Raw genomic sequence first — 19578 nt, 5'->3', positions numbered from 1 at the left:
CTTTTTGGGAATCGTCCCACATGTTTTGTCAAAGATGTGTGTAAGCGCTGCCCGAAGTCGGGCAAGACGCGATCTATCCATGTGCCATGCGGGGCGTTTCATACCCGATAGAAGTTCGCCGCGTTTTCCCATAGCACTTTGTGTGCAGCCTTTTCGCCAAGAGCCTGGGTGACCAGTTCGATATCGCTCGCCTGGAAGGGGCGAGGTGCACGGGTCGAGGGCAGGTCCGTACCGAACATCAAGGCATGGGGGTTGGCCGAGAAAATATCCTTGAGCGCCTGCTCCACCGGAAAGTCGACACGCCCGAATCCGCATGCCTTTACCCGTACCCCTCGTTCCGCAAGGCGCAGCACAGTGGGCAGGCCTTCGCGGCTCAGACCCAGATGGTCGATGCTGATGGCGGGCAGTTGCAGCAGGCGGGTTTCGATTTCGGCCAGTTCCCGTGAGTCGATATAAAGCTCGGAGTGCCAGCCCACTTGCCTGTGGACGCGTCTGGCCAGGGTCTCGAGTTGATCCAGTTGCTCCGAGCCGCCGCGCTTGAGGTTGAAGCGCAGGGCGCGCACGCCGAAGCCGTTGAGGGTTTCCAGCTCGGCATCGGTGACGCTGGCGGGTAGCTGGGTCACGCCGACGAAGTCCGGGCCAAGCCGGCGCAGCGCCTCAAGCAGATAGCCCTGATCGAACGCCTGAAATGATCCGGAAACCACCGCACCGCCCATGACCCCCAGAGGGACGACGGCAGCCTGATAGTCCAGGACGCTGAAAGGGTCGGGCAAATAGCCGTTGTTGGCCTTGAGCGGGAAGTGCGGGTCGATGATGTGGCAGTGAGCATCGAAGATGGGCGACATGGCAGACTCCAGATAGCGAAGTTGTGACCATACTCCTTTATGTCAGTCGATTTCGCTGACGTATGTACCGACATTTTCGAGAATTATCTGCACTGTCTGCTGCACCTCTTTCAGGTCATCAGCGGACGTGTTGTGCAGAATCTCATAGCGAGTATCACCACCCAGAGTTTCTGCATCTTCGGCTGAAATTTCCACCACCAACTGTGTGGCGCTCAGGGAAATGTTCAGTGCCGACACATACACCGTGTCATCGCATACGGTGATCTCTACTTCGTCTTCATCCGGAAAGCGCGCCAGGGAAAACAGCTCGTTTTTTTCGTCATGGCAGCAGAGCAGCGCCATGTCGTCGTTCTCGTCGTCGCAGGGGTTGGCGAGTAAAAGGGCGGTCTTGATTTGCATGTCGAGGTCCTGGCTGGGCTGGCGGATGAGTGTGCCAGCCCCGGATGAAATTTGCTGGGTAATTCTTTCGGGGCAGGACCGGTTCCCGAATGAATTCGGTCCCACGAGTCATCAGGACCGCTGGGTGCCCGGTTATATGAGGGTTATTGTTCGTCGATGTCCGAATATGTCGCAGGTCTGTAAGTATCCGCCAGCGTGCTCTCGCTAAGCTGCAATCAGACGAGCGGTCAAAGAGCCGCTCCCTCACGTGTCGATCCCGTTTGTGAAATGGAATGTGACGACTCGTTCGCGGCAAGCGTTATTTCTTTAGCTTTACACTCTGCCATGCTGTGCCTCTGCCCGTTACATCCCGGTGCAGTCTGGTACGAGACACTTCCATCAAGCTTCCTCCTTATAAAAGCAAAGCGGAGTACCACAGATGGCGTTCTTCACCGCAGCCAGCAAGTCCGACTTCCAGCATCAACTGAAGTCGGCACTGGCTCAGCACATCAACGAACAGGCATTGCCACAAGTAGCGCTGTTCGCTGAGCAATTCTTCGGCATCATTTCCCTGGATGAACTGACCCAGCGTCGCCTTTCCGACCTGGCAGGCTGCACCTTGTCCGCCTGGCGTCTGCTGGAGCGTTTCGAGCACGGCAAACCTCAGGTGCGGGTCTACAACCCCGATTACGAGCGTCATGGATGGCAGTCGACTCACAGTGCCGTCGAAGTGCTGCATCATGACCTGCCGTTCCTGGTCGACTCGGTACGCACCGAGCTGAACCGTCGCGGTTACAGCATCCATACCCTGCAGACCACGGTCCTGAGCGTGCGTCGCGGGGCTGCAGGCGAGTTGCTGGAGTTGCTGCCCAAGGGCACGACGGGCGAAGGTGTGCTGCAAGAATCGCTGATGTATCTGGAGATCGACCGCTGCGCCAACGCCAACGAACTGAGCGTGCTGGCCCGCGAGCTTGAGCAGGTATTGAGTGAAGTCCGCGCTGCGGTAGAAGATTTCGAGCCGATGAAGGCCCGCCTGCACGAGTTGCTGGCAAGCATCGATGCCAACGAATACAACACGGACGAGCAAGAGAAGGCCGAGATCAAGGTCTTCCTGCAATGGCTGGTGGATAACCACTTCACCTTCCTGGGCTACGAAGAGTTTGAAGTTCGCGGCGAAGGCGATGGCGGTCAACTGATCTACGACGAGTCATCCCTGCTGGGTCTGGCCAAGCTGCTGCGTCCGGGGCTTTCCAGCGAAGACCTGCATATCGAAGGCTATGCGGTGAATTATCTGCGCGAACCGACCCTGCTGTCGTTCGCCAAGGCCGCGCACCCGAGCCGTGTACACCGTCCGGCTTACCCTGATTACGTTTCGATCCGCCAGATCGATGCGTCGGGCAAGGTCATCAAGGAATGCCGCTTCATGGGCCTGTACACCTCGTCGGTGTATGGCGAAAGCGTGCGGCAGATTCCGTACATCCGTCGCAAGGTCGCGGAAGTCGAGCGTCGTTCCGGCTTCGATGCCAAGGCGCATCTGGGCAAGGAGCTGGCGCAGGTCGTTGAAGTGCTGCCACGCGACGATCTGTTCCAGACGCCGGTGGACGAGCTGTTCAGCACTGTGATGTCCATCGTGCAGATCCAGGAGCGCAACAAGATTCGCGTGTTCCTGCGCAAGGACCCGTATGGCCGCTTCTGCTACTGCCTGGCTTACGTGCCACGCGACGTGTATTCCACCGAAGTACGCCAGAAGATCCAGCAGGTTCTGATGGAGCGCCTCAAGGCCAGCGACTGCGAATTCTGGACCTTCTTCTCCGAATCGGTTCTGGCCCGTGTGCAGTTGATCCTGCGCGTGGACCCGAAGGTCAATCTGGATATCGATCCGGTACAACTGGAAAACGAAGTCATCCAGGCCTGCCGTTCGTGGAAGGACGATTATTCGAGTCTGGTCGTCGAAAGCTTCGGCGAAGCCCATGGCACCAATGTGCTGGCCGACTTCCCCAAAGGCTTCCCGGCAGGTTATCGCGAGCGTTTCGCCGCGCACTCGGCTGTCGTCGACATGCAGCATGTGCTGAGCCTGAGTGAAACCAATCCGCTGGTGATGAGCTTCTATCAGCCGCTGTCCGGCGGTCGTCAGCAGTTGCATTGCAAGCTGTACCACGCCGACACGCCGCTGGCGCTCTCGGACGTGCTGCCGATCCTGGAAAACCTCGGCCTGCGCGTGCTGGGCGAGTTCCCGTACCGTCTGCAGCATGCCAATGGCCGTGAGTTCTGGATTCATGACTTTGCCTTTACCTACGGCGAAGGCCTGAACCTCGACATCCAGCAGCTCAACGATACGCTGCAGGACGCCTTCGTCCATATCGTGAGCGGCGATGCCGAAAACGATGCCTTCAACCGTCTGGTGCTGACCGCCGGTCTGCCATGGCGTGACGTGGCGCTGCTGCGTGCTTATGCCCGTTATCTGAAGCAGATTCGTCTGGGCTTCGACCTGGGTTATATCGCCAGCACCCTGAACAACCACACCGACATCGCCCGTGAACTGACGCGGCTGTTCAAGACCCGTTTCTATCTGGCACGCAAGCTCGGTTCCGACGATCTGGACGACAAGCAACTGCGTCTGGAGCAGGCGATTCTCACGGCGCTGGACAACGTCCAGGTGCTCAACGAAGACCGCATCCTGCGTCGTTATCTTGACCTGATCAAGGCGACCCTGCGCACCAACTTCTACCAGACCGACGCCAACGGTCAGAACAAGAGCTACTTCAGCTTCAAGTTCAACCCGCGCCTGATTCCCGAACTGCCCAAGCCGGTGCCCAAGTTCGAGATCTTCGTCTATTCGCCGCGCGTCGAGGGCGTTCACCTGCGTTTCGGCAATGTGGCCCGTGGCGGCCTGCGCTGGTCGGATCGCGAAGAAGACTTCCGTACCGAAGTGCTGGGTCTGGTAAAAGCCCAGCAGGTGAAAAACTCGGTCATCGTGCCGGTAGGTGCCAAAGGCGGTTTCCTGCCACGTCGCCTGCCGCTGGGTGGCAGCCGCGACGACATTCAGGCTGAAGGCATTGCCTGCTACCGCATCTTCATCTCGGGTCTGCTGGACATCACCGACAACCTCAAGGAAGGCGTACTGGTGCCGCCGGCCAACGTGGTTCGTCACGATGACGACGATCCGTATCTGGTGGTTGCGGCGGACAAGGGCACTGCGACCTTCTCCGACATTGCCAACGGCATTGCCATCGATTACGGCTTCTGGCTGGGCGATGCCTTTGCTTCCGGTGGTTCGGCCGGTTACGACCACAAGAAGATGGGCATCACCGCCAAGGGCGCGTGGGTGGGTGTGCAGCGTCACTTCCGTGAGCGCGACATCAATGTCCAGCAGGACAGCATCAGTGTGATCGGTATCGGCGACATGGCCGGTGACGTGTTCGGCAACGGCTTGCTGATGTCCGACAAGTTGCAACTGGTCGCAGCCTTCAACCACCTGCATATCTTCATCGATCCGAATCCGGACCCTGCCACCAGCTTCGCCGAGCGTCAGCGTCTGTTCAATCTGCCGCGTTCGGCATGGACCGACTACGACACCAGCATCATGTCCGCTGGCGGCGGGATCTTCCCGCGCAGTGCGAAGAGCATCGCCATCACCGAGCAGATGAAGGCGCGCTTCGACATCAAGGCCGACAAGCTGACCCCGACCGAACTGCTGCATGCGCTGCTCAAGGCGCCGGTGGATCTGTTGTGGAACGGCGGTATCGGTACTTACGTCAAGTCCAGCGAAGAATCCCATGCCGATGTGGGCGACAAGGCCAACGATGCATTGCGCGTCGATGGCAACGAGTTGCGCTGCAAGGTGGTGGGCGAGGGCGGCAACCTGGGCATGACCCAACTGGGCCGTGTCGAGTTCGGCCTCAATGGCGGCGCGACCAACACCGACTTCATCGACAACGCCGGTGGCGTGGACTGCTCCGACCACGAAGTGAATATCAAGATCCTGCTCAACGAAGTGGTGCAGGCCGGCGACATGACCGAGAAGCAACGTAACCAGTTGCTCGAAAGCATGACCGACGAAGTCGGCAACCTGGTGCTTGGCAACAACTACAAGCAGACCCAGGCGCTGTCCCTGGCGGCACGTCGCGCTTACGACCGGATCGCTGAATACAAGCGTCTGATGAACGACCTCGAAGGTCGCGGCAAGCTGGATCGCGCCATCGAGTTCCTGCCGGCCGAAGATCAGATCGCCGAGCGGGTTGCAGCCGGCCAGGGCCTGAGCCGTGCCGAGCTGTCGGTCCTGATCTCCTACAGCAAGATCGACCTCAAGGAAGCCTTGCTGGAATCCCGTGTGCCGGACGACGATTACCTGACCCGCGACATGGAGACGGCTTTCCCGCCGTCGCTGAGCGCCAGGTTCTCGACCGCCATGCGTGCTCACCGTCTCAAACGCGAGATCGTCAGCACCCAGATCGCCAACGATCTGGTCAACCACATGGGCATCACCTTCGTGCAGCGGCTCAAGGAGTCCACCGGCATGAGCGCGGCCAACGTGGCGGCTGCCTACGTGACCGTGCGTGACATCTTCCATCTGCCGCACTGGTTCCGTCAGATCGAGGCGCTGGACTACAAGGTTCCGGCTGAAATCCAGCTGTCGCTGATGGACGAACTGATGCGTCTGGGACGGCGTGCCACACGCTGGTTCCTGCGCAGCCGTCGCAACGAACTGGATGCCGGTCGTGACGTGGCTCACTTCGGTCCGCACCTGGCGGCATTGGGCCTCAAGCTCGATGAGCTGCTGGAAGGACAGACCCGTGAGGTCTGGCAGTCGCGTTACAAGGCTTACGTGGAAGCGGGTGTGCCCGAGTTGCTGGCGCGCATGGTCGCAGGCACCAATCACCTGTACACCCTGCTGCCGATCATCGAAGCTTCCGATGTCACCGGGCACAATGCTGCCGACGTGGCCAAGGTGTACTTCGCAGTAGGCAGTGCACTGGATGTGACCTGGTATCTGCAACAGATCAGCAATCTGCCGGTGGAAAACAACTGGCAGGCGCTGGCCCGTGAAGCCTTCCGTGACGATGTCGACTGGCAGCAGCGTGCTATCACCATCTCTGTGTTGCAGATTCCGGAAGGTCCCGAGGATCTGGAAGAGCGTCTGGCCCTGTGGCTGGAGCAACACGCCCCGATGGTCGAGCGCTGGCGCGCCATGCTGGTCGAGTTGCGTGCGGCCAGTGGCACGGACTACGCCATGTATGCGGTCGCCAACCGCGAGTTGCTGGATCTGGCAATGAGCGGGCAAGCCGTCGCGGTCTGATGGTTTAGCCCGGTTGTAACGAAAAGCCCTGCATCGTCGTGATGCGGGGCTTTTTGTTTTCGGGGGGCAGGATCACGGGCGCTTGCGAGACAGATAAACCGCATGCAGACCGTTGCCTGTCGCATCGACGCCGCCTGCCGACAGCGGCTCCGGCACGCTGAGCAATCCATCTTCGTAGCCTTCGGGACTTGTACACTGCCAGTGCCAGGCATCGCGCAGCATGGTTTCCAGGCCATATCGGGCAACCCAGCCCAGTTCGCGGCGCGCCCGTGACGGATCGGCCCAGCATTGTGCGACATCGCCGGGACGTCGTTCGCGCATCTGCACCGGCACCTTCATGCCCGTGACTCGCTCGAACGTCTTCACCACTTGCAGCACCGAATGATCGATGCCCGTTCCCAGGTTCCAGGCGCGAATTCCGCTGTTGGTGCGCAGGTAGTGCAGCGCATCGAGATGCCCGGCGACCAGATCCTGGACGTGGATGTAATCCCGCACGCCGCTGCCGTCCACCGTCGGATAGTCACTGCCATAGACCGGCAGCACCGGTAACTGTCCGTCAGCGACGCGCAGCAGGTAGGGCAGCAGGTTGTTGGGGACCGTGTTGGGCGATTCGCCGATCAGCCCCGAGGGATGAGCGCCCACCGGATTGAAGTAGCGCAGCAGTGCGATGCGCCAGCGTTGATCGGCTCGTGCCAGACTGCCCAGTACCTGTTCGGCCATGAGCTTCGATTGCCCGTAGGGATTGGTGGGCCGACCACTGCGTGCCTGCTCGGCGATGGGCATCTTGCGGCAATTGCCATAGACGGTGGCCGATGAACTGAACACCAGTGTGAAAACACCGGCGCTGGCCATTGCCTGACACAGGTTGATGGTGCCGCTGACGTTGGTGTCGTAGTAGTGCAGCGGCTTGCGCACACTTTCGCCCACGGCCTTGAGGCCGGCGAAATGCAGCACTGCCCGGATCGGGTAGCGTGAAAACAGCCTGGCAAGTACTTCCCGATTACGCACATCGCCCCGTATCAGGACAGGACGACGGCCACAGATCTGTTCGATTCGTGTCAGGGCATGGGGGCTGCTGTTGCAGAAATTGTCCAGAACCAGCACCTCTTCGCCTACCTCCAGAAGGGCGAGTACCGCGTGGGCTCCGATGTAACCAGCACCACCGGTCACAAGGATCATAGAGTCACCTTCGCATGAAAAAAGTGGGGTGCGATCGCTGTTGCGCTATTGCGAAGGTCCGCGCGAATGGAGTGGATCGCTTACTTCATAACGAAAGGCAGTTCCGATCCGCGGTTCCGGGAATTGGCCGGGCGGTCATGTCACTGGTCGGCCATCGAGGTGTGCCGACTGAACGCTCGGCGCGGTGAACTCGTCCATAACTCTGTGTCGTGCGTCTTGCTCATCGCCACGACATCACTTGCTCTGGAGAGAACCTCATGATTCCAACCCCGGCTGCATACCCCGTCGCAGAGCATTTGGCCGAAGGCCATGAAGTTGTTGTCAGCATGCGTCCCCTGCTTGTCTGCCTTTCACATTTACGCTGGGGGTTCGTCTACCAGCGTCCTCAACACCTGATGACGCGCATGGCGCGGCGTTACGATGTACTGTTTTTCGAGGAGCCGCTGACGGCCGAGGGTCAGCAGGCTCATCTGCAACTGTTTCTTCAGGAGAACGGTGTCACGGTAGCGACGCCGTATCTGCCTGCGGGGCTGAACGCCGAACAGACCGAAGAGAAACTTCGCCAATTGCTCGATGACTATCTGCTGCGCAACCCACGGGAGGTTTTGCTGCGCTGGTATTTCACACCCATGAGCCTGGGCTTCAGCGAGCATCTGTCGGCCCGTGGCACTGTCTATGACTGCATGGACGAACTCTCGGCGTTCAAGGGCGCGCCGCCGCAGTTGCTTGAACGCGAGCAGCGTCTGCTGGCGCTGGCGGATGTGGTTTTCACGGGCGGCGTCAGCCTGTGGGAGGCCAAGCGTGCCCAGCACGACAATGTGCATGCGATGCCCAGCAGTGTCGATATTGAACATTTCGCCAATGCCCGGCAGGCATTGCCCGAGCCTGCCGATCAGGCCGCTATCGCTCATCCTCGACTGGGTTTTTTCGGGGTAGTGGACGAGCGTCTCGATCTCGCCTTGCTGGAAGGGTTGGCCCGGCAGCGACCTGACTGGCAACTGGTAATCATCGGCCCGGTGGTCAAGATCGACCAGGCCAGTCTGCCGAGGCTGCCCAATATTCATTACCTGGGTGGCAGAGCCTACAGCGAGCTGCCTGCTTATCTGAGTGGCTGGGACGTGGCGCTGATGCCCTTTGCGCTCAATGAAGCCACGCGCTTCATCAGCCCGACCAAGACACCTGAATACCTTGCAGGCGGCTGTCCGGTGGTGAGCACCCCGATCCGCGATGTCGTTCGTACCTATGGCGATTGCCCGGTGGTGCACATTGCCGAGGATGTCCCCGGTTTCGTCACTGCCATCGAAGCCGCGCTGATCCAGCGCCAGGACCGTGATGCGATGTTTCATCTGGCCGATCAGGCCCTGGCCGGTATGAGCTGGGATCGAACCTGGAACGCCATGATGGAGCACATCGCATGCCTCGCCTGACTCTCGAACAGGCCCGCTACCGTGCCGGGCAATTGCAAGGGGAGGGCGGTGCGCCCTTCTACGACTATCTCATCGTCGGTGCCGGTTTCGCGGGCAGCGTGCTGGCCGAGCGACTGGCCTGCGGGCTTGGACTGAAAGTATTGCTGATCGACCGCCGCGAACATATCGGCGGCAACGCTTACGATCACCTGGACGAAGCCGGGATTCTGGTGCATCGCTATGGGCCGCATATCTTCCATACCAATGCGCAACGGATTGTCGATTACCTGTCGCGCTTCACCGAATGGCGGCCCTATGAGCATCGGGTGCTGGCTCGTGTACGCGGGCAGCAGGTGCCGGTGCCGATCAACCTGACCACGCTCAATCGACTCTACGGCCTGGAACTGGACGAGGCCGGTGCCGAGCGCTTTCTTGCCGAGCGCGCCGAGCCGGTCGATCCGGTACGCAGTGCCGAGGATGTGGTGGTCGGTCAGGTGGGGCGCGAGCTGTACGAGCTGTTCTTTCGCGGCTACACCCGCAAGCAATGGGGGCTCGATCCGGCGCAGCTCGATCGTTCGGTCACTGCTCGTGTACCGGCGAGAACCAACGCCGATGACCGCTATTTCACCGACAGCTTCCAGATGATGCCCCGCCAGGGTTACACCGCCATGTTCGAGCGGATGCTGGATCATCCGGGGATCGACATTCTGCTGGGTGTGGACTTCGCCGGGATCGACCGTTTACTGCCCCGCGGCCATCTGGTGTATTGCGGGCCGGTGGACGAGTATTTCGGCTATTCCCTCGGGCGTCTGCCTTACCGTTCCCTGCGTTTCGAGCACCGGACCCTGGCGCAGCAACGTTTTCAGGATGTCGCGGTGGTCAACTATCCCGACGAAACCGTGCCCTATACCCGCATCACCGAGTACAAGCACCTGACCGGCCAGGAGCACGCGCAAACCAGCGTGACCTACGAATACCCCTGCGCCGAAGGCGATCCCTATTACCCGGTGCCGGCTGCGGAAAATGCCGCGCTGTATCAGCGCTACAAGGTTCTGGCCGAGTCCACCGAAGGCGTGACCTTTCTCGGTCGGCTGGGGACTTACAAGTACTACAACATGGATCAGGTAGTGGGGCAGGCGTTGGCGCTTTATCAACGCATTGCCCAGACCCGCGGCGCAACGGCCGAGGGCGCGTCCCATGAGTGGGCTTGAACCGTTTGCCAGTTTTCTGATGGGGGGATTTGAATGCACCAGCAGTCGTCGCGGTGACGGGAAGCGTCTGGACCTGATCGCCTCAACCGGCCATGACCGCTGGGCCGAGCAGGATTATCGTCGCCTGGCCGGGTATGGGCTGCGCACAGTGCGTGATGGAGTGCGCTGGCACCTGATCGAGCCGCGTCCCGGCCATTACGACTTCAGCAGTCTGGAGCCGCTGTTGCAGGCCGCAGCCAGAACCGACACTCAGGTGATCTGGGATCTGGGGCATTACGGATATCCCGATGATCTGGATATCTGGCGACCGGTTTTCGTCGAGCGTTTCGCCCGTATGGCACAGGCAGTGGCCAGGCGGGTGCGCGAATTCAGCGATGAGGTGCCGTTCTACTGCCCGATCAACGAGCCGTCTTTCTGGGCCTGGAGCGGTGGCGAGGTGGGTTATTTCTATCCGTTGGGGCATCGGCGTGGCACCGAACTCAAACACCAGTTGGTGCGGGCGAGCATTGCTGCCATGACCGCTATCCGTGAGGTCGATCCCCGGGCGCGTTTCATCCATGCCGATCCGCTGATTCATGTGCGGGCTGCCCGGCAGCGACCGGGTGATGTCGAGGCGGCCGAGGCTTATCGTCTGGCCCAGTACGAAAGCTGGGATCTGATCAGTGGCCGAAGCTGGCCGGGCCTGGGTGGACAGAAGGATTTCCTGGATATCCTCGGGGTGAATTTCTATCCGCATAACCAGTGGTATCACGGCGGACCGACGATCCTGCTTGGCGAGCCGCACTTTCGACCTCTGGTCGGCATGCTGGTGGAGGTCCATGCCCGTTATGGATGTCCGCTGGTGATCAGCGAAACCGGAGCCGAAGGTGCCGGGCGCGGGCCGTGGCTGGATTATGTCGGTGAGCAGGCCATCCTGGCGCTGAGCAAAGGGGTCGACCTGCGTGGCCTGTGTCTGTACCCGGTGCTCGATTATCCCGGCTGGGATGACGACCGACACTGTGACAGCGGTCTGCTCGGCTATGCCGATGCCAGTGGCTTTCGTGCCGAAGACCCGTCGACCCGTGATGCTCTGGCCCGGTTTGCGTTGCGCCTGGCCGAGGCCCAGATGCGTATTGCCAAGAGGCCGTCAGCATGAACATTGCGCAGAGTGTGCCGCCCAACCCCACTGCCGGGAGCTTTCTGTGGAGCTACGTCAGGCGTCGTGCATGGGCCTATGGCGGTATGGTCACGCTGGTGATTGCCGCCGCCAGTTGCGCGGTGGCCGTACAGTACGGCATGAAGTTGCTGGTCGACAGTATGGGAGACGAGGGCAATCGCTCCGGGGTCTGGTTCGCCTTCGGTTTTTTCATTTTTCTGATCGCTATCGAAAACCTGTTCTGGCGCCTGGGCGGCTGGCTGGGCTGTCGTACGGTGGTTGCCAGTTGTGCGGACATGCGCGTGGACCTGTTCAGCCATCTGACCGGGCACCCGATGCGCTACTTTGCCGAGCACTACGCCGGAGCCCTGGGCAGTCGCATTTCGGCTACCGGTGCGGCGGCGGGGCAGATTTACAGTGCGCTGCTGTGGAAAATCATTCCGCCCTGCGTCGACTTTCTGGGGGCTGTGGTGGTGCTGGCCACAGTGCGCATCCAGATGGCGCTGGCACTGGTGGCGTTCGTGCTGCTGGTGGCGGCGATCATCACCTTCTTCGGCATTCGCGGGCGCAGTCGTCATCAGCTTTATGCGGCGCAGGCGGCCAGTGTGGGCGGTGAGCTTGTGGATCTGGTCAACAATGTCTGGACGATCAAGGCCTTCACGGCGCGGGAGCGAGAGCGCCAGCGGCTGGATGCGAAAATCCGCACTGAGGCACGGGCTCAGAGCCGGAGCTGGATGTATGTGGAAAAGGCCCGGGTGCTGCATGACCTGTGTCTGGCGAGCATGGCGGGGACCATGCTCGCCTGGTCCATTCTGCTCTGGACTCGCGGGGCAGTGAGCGTTGGCGACGTGGTGATGGTCAGCGCACTGACGTTTCGTATCCTGCACGGCTCACGGGACCTGGCGCTGGCCCTGGTCGAGACCAGCCAGCATCTGGGCGCTGTCGGCGATACCCTGTCGGTGATCGCCAAACCTTATGAACTCAGCGACACCGAGCAGGACTGGGTTGCGCCATCCGGCACCATCGAGTTGCAGGATGTCGGCTATGCCTATCCCGGCGGACGCAAAGTGCTGTGCGGGTTGAGCCTGCGCATCGAGCCGGGACAGCGGGTTGGTATTGTCGGTCCGTCCGGTGCAGGCAAGACCACTCTGCTGGGGCTGTTGCAACGTCTGGATGACGTCAGCTCGGGAAGCATTCGCATCGATGGCCGCGATCTGCGGCAGATCAGTCAGGACAGTCTGCGTCGCCAGATAGCGGTGGTGCCCCAGGAACCGACCCTGTTCAACCGCAGCATCTACGAGAACATTGCCTACGGTCGGCCCGAGGCTACCCGCGAGGAAGTGATCGCCGCCGCTCGCAGTGCTTATTGTCACGAGTTCGTCGACCAGTTGCCCAAGGGCTATGAAACCCTGGTGGGCGAGCGGGGCGTGATGCTTTCCGGCGGCCAGCGCCAACGCCTCGGCATCGCCCGTGCCTTTCTCAAGAATGCGCCGATCCTGTTGCTCGATGAAGCCACTGCTGCTCTGGATTCAAGCTCCGAAGCCATCATCCAGTCGGCGCTCGGCAGCCTGATGCGCGGTCGCACGGTACTGGCCATCGCCCATCGGCTCACCACACTCAGCGCGTTCGACCGGGTGCTGGTGATGCAGCAGGGCTGTATCGTCGAAGACGGCCCGCCCGAGCGGTTGCGCAGCGCGGGCGGACTGTTCCAGGCATTCTGGCAGGCTCAGGAAATGGGCCGCCAGGATTGATGGGGTTCAAGGCGAGATCGGATCGCTGGCCGGGAATGTCTCTTCGACGGCGTGATCGATCTTTTCCTCGTCCGGTTGTTCAGGCTCGTTCTGAGTGGGATCGTCGTCCAGATCACCTTCGGTTCCGGACTGATCGGGCGCGCTTGGGGTATTGGGCAGGGACGTTTTCATCGGTTCACCTCGGGTCGGGTTCTACCTGAGTTGAGGAGGGTGCCGGGGGAATGTTCAGTGGAAATGACGGATGGGGGCTGGCTTCATCGGTTGCGCTGATAGTGACTATCAGAAACCAGAGATTCTATTCCCTGCAATAAATATGGAAAATGGCGCGCATTGGACATACGGCTCGATGAGCCGTTTTTTTATTTCAGGACTCCCACCGATGCGTCTTTCACTTTTTCCGGGCATTACCGTTGTTTTTGCGTTGTTGAGTGGCTGTGCTTCTGCACCGAATCAACCGACGCTCATCTTGCAGACCAGCAAGGCTCCTGATGAATACGTGCAGTGCGTAATGCCCAAACTGCAGGAGCATTCGCTGAACCCGGTGCTGTCGCAATCCCAGCGGCACTACAAGATCATCGTGTCCAGCCCGGTCACGGCCGACAATGTCATTGAGGCCTACAAGGCTCCGACAGGCGGAAAAGTGTTTCTGTATGAGCGCCAGCTATTGGCATCGACGCTCATCACTTCCCGATTCGAGCGGGCGGCGCAGGAGTGTCTGTGACTGTCAGGCCACAAATCTTGCTCCGCCAGGCCATCAGCGCACCGATGTTGAATCGATGAAAGCCGACAGGTCGCGATTGAAGCGTTCTGTTTCTTCAATGAAAGGAGCATGGCCGGAGTTTTCGTAGAGCGTGCTTTTCACCCGCGGATTCAGCTGCGTGGCGCGTGCAATCGAAGGTTTGACCTGCACCAGGGCATCACGCGCACCATACAGCAGCAACACCGGCACCTTTGCATTGCCCAGGCCTTTGGCCGCTTCGACGGTCATGGACTGAACGGCCTTTTGCATGTCCCAGGACGCCATCGCCGCATTGGCAGACAATCGCTCGAAGGTCTGGGTGTCGGGCCGGGTATGGAAGCACAGGGCAAGGAATTCACGCACGGTGTCGAGGTGGGTCTTCAGATCGCTGGAGTTCAGATCCCGGTAAACCTCTGGATGCGCCACGATCTGTTCGGGCTTCAGTTCGATGACGCCATTGATGTACAGCGCGCCTGAGATGCGGTTGTCACCGTACCTGGCCAGATAATTGGAAATGACCACACCGCCCAGCGACCATCCCGCCAATACAGGTCTTTTGGCGTCCGAAGCCTTGATGACAGCGTCCAGATCGTCTGCCCAGCGGTTCCCGTCCGTATACGCCCGGGCATCCGAAGGCTTGCCCGAGAGACCATGGCCGCGCAGGTCATAGGTGATCATCCGGTAGCGTTGCAGCAGCGGACTGCTGACCTGTGCGTCCCAGTTGATGCGGCTGCCGAGCAGACCATGAATGAAAATGATGGCCGGACCGTCGGGGTTGCCGGCTTCCTGGACTGCCAGGATGACGCCGTCTGGCGCTGTAACCGTATAGCTTTTTTGAGCTTGGGCGAGCGCCGAAGCGGCCAGCAGGATTGCTGAGAAGAGTAGTGTGCAGACGCGACGCAATGCAGGTTGAAGGGACACGATATGACTCCGGGTTCAAGGGTTGCCCGCAGTCTCGACCCTCACGCAAGTGTGAGGGTCAAGCAAAAAAACGTGCTACCTTTTCTTCCCGGTCTCAGGTCTGCACCCATGAACGATTCCACTCCCAAAAGCGCCATGAGCATTGGCGAGCTGGCACGGGAAACCGGCGCCAGTGTGCGTTCGATCCGTCATTACGATGAGAACGGGCTGCTCAAGTCCATGCGTGCCGACAATGGCTATCGCACATTTCCCGCGATAGCCGTCACGCAAGTCAGGCAGATCCAGAGGATGATCGCGACCGGCTTCAGTCTGGCCGAGATTCGCAGCTTTCCCGACTGCATGCGCATGATAGAAGGCGCTGCAGCGTGCCCGGATACCACCGCTGCCCAGCGTGAGCGACTGGCTTCCATCGAACAGCAGATCAATGACCTCGAACGTCGCCGGGCGCGGCTGCTCAAGATGCTGTCCGAAGGAGTAGTTCCGCCTCTGGATCGAGGCGTATCCGAGGTCTGAGTCTTCAGCGTTTGCTCAAGGCCAGTCGGGCTGCAAACATGAGAAAGATCATGCCGGTCGTGCGGTCCAGCCACTTGATGACTTTTTCACGACGCAGAATGCCTGCCAGTGGTTGAGTCGCACCAATCAGCATGACTGACCAGATGAACCCGATCAGCACATGAATGCTGACCAGACCGAATGTCCAGGCGATCAGGGGTTGGCCCTGGGGAATGAATTGCGGAAGAAAGGAAACGTAGAAAATACCGATCTTGGGGTTGAGCACGTTTCCTGCCATACCCTTCAGGAACCAGTTGGTACCAGGCTTGCCGTTCGTTTCGACGGGCGACAATGAAGTGCGCGGACGCAACAGCATGTTCAATCCAAGCCATGCCAGATAAGCCGCGCCGCAGTATTTCAAAATATTGAATGCCAGCTCCGAGACGGCAATCAAGGCACCCAGACCAAAAGCGACAGCGGCACCCCATAGCAGACAACCGGCATTGATACCCAGGGCGGCGCGCAGTGCCTGCTGCCTGCCCTCTACAGTAGCAGTCCTCAGTACAAGGGCCGTATCGAGGCCGGGTGTCAGTGTCAGCAGGGTGGCTGCCAGGGTAAAGGCGAGAAGGTTGTCAGTCATTGACATGGGCGAACGGCTTCAAGTTGATAATACGGGCACGTTAGCATAAGGCAGCCGATGATTATGAGTGGTTTGAAGGTTTCGGATTCTGCTCCCTGCAGTTGTGAACACAAGCGTGAACCGATTGGTATCTACATGATAATGCCGATAGCTCAAGACGCCGACTGGTGCTGTATTTGTGGGATGACTCGATGTTCGAGCTGACAAGCTATCTGGGCTTATTTGCGGTGGCGTTCGGTGCTGCCACGCTGTTACCGCTGCAATCGGAAGCCGTGCTGGTCGGGATGCTGCTTTCGGAGCGCTATGCGACGGTTCTGCTCCTGCTGGTTGCCACCTCGGGAAATGTCCTGGGTTCCGCCGTGAACTGGTATCTGGGCCGCTCCATCGAGCACTTTCGACATCGGCGCTGGTTTCCGGTCAGCGAGCGCCATCTGGACAAGGCCCAGCACACTTACAGACGTTACGGACGCTGGGCACTGCTGTTCAGCTGGGTGCCGATCATCGGTGACCCCATCACCATGATCGCAGGCGTCCTGCGTGAACCGTTCTGGAGTTTTCTGCTGATCGTCACGCTGGCGAAAGGGCTGCGCTACCTGGTGCTGACGGCGATGACGCTGGGGTGGATGGCATAGGTGGCCAGAACGATGATCTGCATTGCGAGCCAGATCATCATGGCCTCTGAAACCTCTCACCCCTCGACAGCTTCCGGAATTCTCGCAATCACCTTGATCTCGAATTCAAATCCATAGAGCCAGGTCACACCCACTGCCGTCAGTGTCGGATGGGGGGCCTGGCCCCAGAATTCCGGCACCACTTTCCAGATCCTTTCGAATTTCGATTCGGGGTCGACCATGAAAATGGTGACATCGACCACATCATCGAAAGTGCAGCCTGCTTCTTTGAGGATGGCGTTCAGGTTGTTGAAGGCTGTCCTGACCTGTACCTCCAGATCCTGTTCGGGCGAGCCGTCTTCCTTGCTGCCGACCTGGCCGGAAACGAACAGGAAACCATTGGAGCGGATCGCAGGCGAATAGCGATTGCGCTCGTAGAGTTCGAGGCGTCCGGCTGGGAAAACTACATCACGCTTTGTCATGGTCGATCTCCATCGGGACAGCCAGGGCGGCTGTCATTAACGATGGAGGAACTCTAAAAGCTTGTATTACTGCGATAAACGAGCAACTGTAGCTATCACTGTTTATAAAAACCAAACAATCCAGCAGCTATCCGGGGTGGAAATGGACCGTTTCGATGCAATGCAGGCATTTGCACGGGTGGTAGAAGCGGGCAGTTTCACCAGGGCAGCCGAAACCCTGCACATGAGCAAGACCACGGTGACGCAACTGGTGCAGCAACTGGAGGCCCGGCTGCGGGTCAAGTTGCTGAACCGAACGACGCGCAAGGTCAATGTCACGGCCGATGGCGCAGCCTATTACGAGCGGGTGGTCAGGCTGCTGGCGGATCTGGACGATGCCGAGACCAGCCTGTCCAGCGCCTCGGCCTTGCCCAGAGGGCGGCTGCGGGTGGATGTGCCCAGCCCGTTTGCCAGTACGATCCTGATGCCCGCTCTGCCCGAGTTTCACGCTCGATACCCGGACATCCAGATCGACATGGGCGTCAGCGATCGTATCGTGGATGTGATTGGTGAGAATGTGGATTGCGTGGTACGCGGCGGCGATCTGACTGATCAATCCCTGATGGCCCGGCGTGTGGGGGACCTCAGGCTTGGTGTGTATGCGGCCCCGAGTTATCTGAAACGGGTCGGCATACCTTTGCATCCGCGAGAGCTGGAAGATACCCATCACCGCATTGTCGGCTTTCTGTGGGCGCGTACCGGCAAGGCCTTGCCTTATGCCATGCAACGTGACGGTGAGAGTCTTCATGTACACGGTCGGTATGTGCTGGCGGTGGACGATGGCAATGCCTACCTTGCTGCAGGCCTGGCCGGCATGGGCATCTTGTGGGTGCCGGACTACATGGCCAAACCTCATCTTGAACGCGGTGACCTGGTGCCGCTGTTCAGGGATTGGCGCATGGACACGATGCCGATGTACGTGGCATTTGCGCCGAACCGGCATCTCAGCCTCAAGCTGCGCGTGTTCATCGACTGGGTCGCTGAACTGATGACGCAGCATGCGCCTGTCATTGACCTGCGTAGAGGGTGAACCGGACCGTCACTGGCTGCGATCCCTGACAGCCGCCAGCCATCTGGAAACAATCTCCATTTCCTCGTCGCTGAACGCTTGTGTCAGCTTTTCATTCAAGGGGGCCAGTTCACCGCTAGCCTGCAGAATTGCTGTCCGGCCTGCCTCTGTCAGCCACAGGCGATAGCTGCGTTTGTCATGTTCATCGACACGGCGCTCGATCAGCCCCGACTTGACCATCCGGTCTGCCAGCCCGGTCATGGCCGAGGGCGCAATATCCAGCGCCAGCGCGACCTCGCCACTGAGTGCACCGTCCTGTCCATTGAGCACAAAGAGTGCGCCAGCCTGAGTGGCACTGATGCCGGCTCGATTCGAGATATGTCGTTCGATGTATCTGGACAGGCTTTTTTGAGCAGCATTGAGCAAGTAGACGTAGCGACGGTCATGCGCCATTCGGATTATCCGGCAACTGAGTTTCCAGCCATCTTGCCACTACTGGCCATAGCGTGTCGGCATGTTGTTGACGGAAAAAGCCCAGATGCCCGATGGGTAAGCCATTGCTGTCTGCCCGACCAAGCTGGCGGCGCTCTATGGAACAGCCCGTCAAATGCTTCGTCATCACATCGATGGCTTCGGCAGGGCCCCATGGATCATCCTCGACACCCACGGCCAGAATCGGCAGCGTTGGCCGTGCGAAGCGGGCAGGGGCGTTGACCGAAGGATCGTCAAAGAAATACTGGCGCAGGCTGGTCCAGCGTGACCACTCGCGCATGACATCTGCTGGCAGATCCTCGCCAACCCCCAGCCTGCGTCCTGGAAAATAGCCCAGTAATTTCGCGCTGACAGGCCCCAGAAATTTCAGCAGGATCGCCACCTTCAAACGTTCCTGCCAAGGCCTTATGAATCGCAGACAGCCCGCGTGGGAGCACAGGGTTACTGCGGCGTTGAGTCTGTTGCTGCTTTCGCACAGGCCGATGGCATGCCCGCCGAAGCTGTGGCCCACCGCAAGGTGAGGAACCCCGTTGTACTGCCCGGAAACCCAGTGGGTGACAGCCTCGATATCGTTGTCAGCCCACGAAATGAAACCCGCCTGAACGGTTTTCGGATGAGGGCCTTTCCTGCTGACGCCCCGATAGTTGTAGGTGATGACCGTGAAACCGTTGCTGACCAGATACTGGGCGAACGGGTAGTACATGCGTTCGGTGACACCCGTCGCCGGGTTGATCTGGACGACCGCCCTGGCAGGAGCTGTATCGTCATGGATTGTGAGTTCGACCTTATGACCATTGCTGCAGGGGATGGAGTGGGTTGTCGTCTTCATGGGATTTACTTCGTATGTGAAATAAATTAATTAATATGCGAAATAAATATCGGCAAGCCCTTTCATGGAATGCAGAAGAATCGGGGAGCAATGGACAGGCAATAAAAAACCCCATCACAAGGA

Annotated in this window: 18 protein-coding genes; 9 read left to right on the top strand and 9 right to left on the bottom strand. The window is 59.6% G+C overall.

Annotation, left to right across the window (positions count from 1 at the left end; genetic code table 11):
- Positions 1 to 98: 98 nt before the first annotated feature.
- Complete coding sequence (locus tag JSY17_RS15730) at positions 99 to 845, bottom strand: amidohydrolase family protein (RefSeq protein ID WP_200978904.1); 747 nt, start codon at positions 843 to 845, stop codon at positions 99 to 101.
- Between the two features lie 42 nt (positions 846 to 887).
- The gene (locus tag JSY17_RS15725) at positions 888 to 1244 is read right to left on the bottom strand and encodes a hypothetical protein (protein WP_201013259.1); all 357 of its coding nucleotides are present in this window, start codon (positions 1242 to 1244) and stop codon (positions 888 to 890) included.
- Between the two features lie 418 nt (positions 1245 to 1662).
- Here JSY17_RS15725 and JSY17_RS15720 point away from each other — a divergent pair, with 418 nt between their 5' ends.
- Entirely contained in the window at positions 1663 to 6519 is a 4857-nt protein-coding gene (locus JSY17_RS15720) for an NAD-glutamate dehydrogenase (RefSeq protein ID WP_117183697.1), read from the top strand.
- Between the two features lie 72 nt (positions 6520 to 6591).
- Here the strand turns inward: JSY17_RS15720 and galE are convergent, their stop codons facing one another.
- The gene (galE, locus tag JSY17_RS15715; RefSeq protein WP_206402389.1) at positions 6592 to 7698 is read right to left on the bottom strand and encodes a UDP-glucose 4-epimerase GalE; all 1107 of its coding nucleotides are present in this window, start codon (positions 7696 to 7698) and stop codon (positions 6592 to 6594) included.
- Positions 7699 to 8024: 326 nt separating this feature from the next.
- Here galE and JSY17_RS15710 point away from each other — a divergent pair, with 326 nt between their 5' ends.
- Genes JSY17_RS15710 through JSY17_RS15695 form a run of 4 tightly spaced genes read left to right on the top strand, consistent with a single transcriptional unit; the run spans position 8025 to position 13201 of the window.
- Positions 8025 to 9125: a glycosyltransferase family 1 protein gene (locus tag JSY17_RS15710; protein ID WP_232849490.1), complete on the top strand. Its 1101-nt coding sequence runs from the start codon at positions 8025 to 8027 to the stop codon at positions 9123 to 9125.
- The gene (gene glf / locus JSY17_RS15705) at positions 9113 to 10315 is read left to right on the top strand and encodes a UDP-galactopyranose mutase (protein WP_201016030.1); all 1203 of its coding nucleotides are present in this window, start codon (positions 9113 to 9115) and stop codon (positions 10313 to 10315) included. Before JSY17_RS15710 ends, glf begins: the two co-directional genes overlap by 13 nt.
- The gene (locus JSY17_RS15700; RefSeq protein WP_206402391.1) at positions 10302 to 11450 is read left to right on the top strand and encodes a beta-galactosidase; all 1149 of its coding nucleotides are present in this window, start codon (positions 10302 to 10304) and stop codon (positions 11448 to 11450) included. The genes glf and JSY17_RS15700 overlap by 14 nt, the downstream gene beginning before the upstream one ends.
- Positions 11447 to 13201: an ABC transporter ATP-binding protein gene (locus tag JSY17_RS15695; protein WP_117165277.1), complete on the top strand. Its 1755-nt coding sequence runs from the start codon at positions 11447 to 11449 to the stop codon at positions 13199 to 13201. The genes JSY17_RS15700 and JSY17_RS15695 overlap by 4 nt, the downstream gene beginning before the upstream one ends.
- Positions 13202 to 13207: 6 nt before the next feature.
- Here the strand turns inward: JSY17_RS15695 and JSY17_RS15690 are convergent, their stop codons facing one another.
- The gene (locus tag JSY17_RS15690; protein ID WP_162880522.1) at positions 13208 to 13372 is read right to left on the bottom strand and encodes a hypothetical protein; all 165 of its coding nucleotides are present in this window, start codon (positions 13370 to 13372) and stop codon (positions 13208 to 13210) included.
- 208 nt (positions 13373 to 13580) lie between these two features.
- Between JSY17_RS15690 and JSY17_RS15685 the strand changes: the two genes are divergently transcribed.
- Complete coding sequence (locus tag JSY17_RS15685) at positions 13581 to 13922, top strand: hypothetical protein (RefSeq protein ID WP_206402399.1); 342 nt, start codon at positions 13581 to 13583, stop codon at positions 13920 to 13922.
- A gap of 33 nt (positions 13923 to 13955) precedes the next feature.
- On the opposite strand, the gene JSY17_RS15680 is transcribed toward JSY17_RS15685, so the two are convergent.
- The gene (locus JSY17_RS15680) at positions 13956 to 14861 is read right to left on the bottom strand and encodes an alpha/beta fold hydrolase (RefSeq protein WP_206402392.1); all 906 of its coding nucleotides are present in this window, start codon (positions 14859 to 14861) and stop codon (positions 13956 to 13958) included.
- A 108-nt stretch (positions 14862 to 14969) separates the two neighbouring features.
- Here JSY17_RS15680 and JSY17_RS15675 point away from each other — a divergent pair, with 108 nt between their 5' ends.
- Complete coding sequence (locus JSY17_RS15675) at positions 14970 to 15374, top strand: MerR family transcriptional regulator (protein ID WP_117183704.1); 405 nt, start codon at positions 14970 to 14972, stop codon at positions 15372 to 15374.
- A 4-nt stretch (positions 15375 to 15378) separates the two neighbouring features.
- Here JSY17_RS15675 and JSY17_RS15670 read toward each other — a convergent pair whose 3' ends face one another.
- A complete protein-coding gene (locus JSY17_RS15670) occupies positions 15379 to 15999 on the bottom strand; it encodes a LysE family translocator (protein ID WP_117165281.1) in 621 nt (206 codons plus the stop codon).
- 185 nt (positions 16000 to 16184) lie between these two features.
- Between JSY17_RS15670 and JSY17_RS15665 the strand changes: the two genes are divergently transcribed.
- Entirely contained in the window at positions 16185 to 16625 is a 441-nt protein-coding gene (locus JSY17_RS15665) for a YqaA family protein (protein WP_117183721.1), read from the top strand.
- Positions 16626 to 16681: 56 nt separating this feature from the next.
- Here JSY17_RS15665 and JSY17_RS15660 read toward each other — a convergent pair whose 3' ends face one another.
- Entirely contained in the window at positions 16682 to 17086 is a 405-nt protein-coding gene (locus tag JSY17_RS15660) for a RidA family protein (RefSeq protein ID WP_117186186.1), read from the bottom strand.
- Between the two features lie 142 nt (positions 17087 to 17228).
- Here JSY17_RS15660 and JSY17_RS15655 point away from each other — a divergent pair, with 142 nt between their 5' ends.
- A complete protein-coding gene (locus JSY17_RS15655) occupies positions 17229 to 18155 on the top strand; it encodes a LysR family transcriptional regulator (RefSeq protein WP_206402393.1) in 927 nt (308 codons plus the stop codon).
- 9 nt (positions 18156 to 18164) lie between these two features.
- Here the strand turns inward: JSY17_RS15655 and JSY17_RS15650 are convergent, their stop codons facing one another.
- On the bottom strand, positions 18165 to 18587 hold the full coding sequence (locus tag JSY17_RS15650; protein WP_117183706.1) for a MarR family winged helix-turn-helix transcriptional regulator: 423 nt from the start codon (positions 18585 to 18587) through the stop codon (positions 18165 to 18167).
- Entirely contained in the window at positions 18577 to 19455 is an 879-nt protein-coding gene (locus JSY17_RS15645) for an alpha/beta hydrolase family protein (protein ID WP_206402394.1), read from the bottom strand. The genes JSY17_RS15650 and JSY17_RS15645 overlap by 11 nt, the downstream gene beginning before the upstream one ends.
- Positions 19456 to 19578 lie beyond the last annotated feature (123 nt).

Origin of the sequence: Pseudomonas capsici (assembly GCF_017165765.1) — a bacterium.
GTDB classification, from domain to species: Bacteria; Pseudomonadota; Gammaproteobacteria; order Pseudomonadales; family Pseudomonadaceae; genus Aquipseudomonas; species Aquipseudomonas capsici.
This window is presented reverse-complemented; position numbering and strand designations above follow the sequence as displayed.